2 protein-coding genes are annotated in these 1,277 nt (G+C 73.7%); one reads left to right on the forward strand and one right to left on the reverse strand.

Going from position 1 to position 1,277, the window contains the following annotated elements; all coding sequences use genetic code 11:
- Positions 1-941 (forward strand): lycopene cyclase family protein (locus H5J29_RS33135; RefSeq protein ID WP_181784824.1); only part of this gene is annotated, 941 nt, incomplete at its 5' end.
- A 118-nt stretch (positions 942-1,059) separates the two neighbouring features.
- Here the strand turns inward: H5J29_RS33135 and H5J29_RS33140 are convergent.
- Positions 1,060-1,277 (reverse strand): dienelactone hydrolase family protein (locus H5J29_RS33140; RefSeq protein WP_181784825.1); only part of this gene is annotated, 218 nt, incomplete at its 5' end.

Raw genomic sequence — 1,277 nt, forward strand, 5'->3', positions numbered from 1 at the left:
CGGTGGCTCGCACCGAGCTCGACGACCGGATCCGCGAGGTGGCGCTCGAGTCCGGGGCCGTCGGGGTGGTCGGCAAGGCGGTGGCCGTCGAGCGGGACGGCGAGCGCGTCTCCGGCGTCACCTTCGCCGACGGCCGCACCATCGCCTGCCAACGCCTCGTCGTCGCCGACGGCGCCCGGTCCACGCTGGGCCGGGTGCTCGGCCGGGTCTGGCACCAGGACACGGCCTACGGCGTCGCGGCGCGCGGGTACATCCGGTCCGAGCGCCACGACGACCCGTGGATCTCCTCGCACCTGGAGCTGCGCGGCACCTCGGACGAGGTGCTCGCGGGCTACGGCTGGGTGTTCCCGCTGCACACGGGCGAGGTCAACATCGGGGTCGGGACCCTGGCCACCGAGAAGCGGCCCGCGAACGTGCAGCTGCGCTCGCTCATCGAGCACTACACGAACCTGCGCCGGGAGGACTGGCGGCTCTCGGGCGAGGTCCGGCTCGTGCGGTCGGCGCTGCTCCCGATGGGTGGGGCGGTGTCCGGCGTGGCCGGGCCCAACTGGGCACTCGTCGGGGACGCGGCGGGGTGCGTCAACCCGCTCAACGGCGAGGGCATCGACTACGGGCTGGAGACGGGCAGGCTCGTCGCCGAGCTCCTCGCGGGCGAGAAGGACCTGGACCGCGCCTGGCCCGCCACGCTGCGCGAGCACTACGGCCAGGCCTTCTCGATCGCCCGCAGGCTGGCAGGCCTCCTCACCCTCCCCCGCCTGCTCCCGCTGGCGGGCCCGGTCGGCATGCGCTCCACGGCCCTGATGCGCGTGGCCCTGCGGGTCATGGGCAACCTCGTCACCGACGAGGACCGGGACCTCACCGCGAGAGCCTGGCGCGCCGCCGGAAAGCTCTCCCTGAAGCTCGACGAGCGCCGCCCCTTCCCCGCCCCCGACCTCCCCTGAGCCCCACCCCCACCACCCCACCCCTTCAGCGGTGATCAACAGGCCCTCACGCAGCTTTGATCAAGAAAAATCCTGCGTGGAGGCCTGGTGATCTCCCCGAGGGGTGGTCAACAGGGCCTCAGGCCAGCGCGGCCCGGTAGAGGTCGGCCAGCGCGGCCCAGTGCCGCTCCTCCGCCGTGTCGTCGTGGGTCGGGTTGTCCGGCACCGCGAAGCCGTGGGCGGCCGGGTAGGTCTCCAGCGTGTGCCGGACGCCGGCCTCGGTGAGCGTCTGCTCGAGCAGCGCGTACTGCTCGGGGCCGAACGAGCCGTCGTTCTCCGCGCCCGCCACGTAGACGG

It is taken from the genome of Pseudonocardia pini (assembly GCF_013870575.1).
GTDB lineage: Bacteria > Actinomycetota > Actinomycetes > Mycobacteriales > Pseudonocardiaceae > Pseudonocardia > Pseudonocardia pini.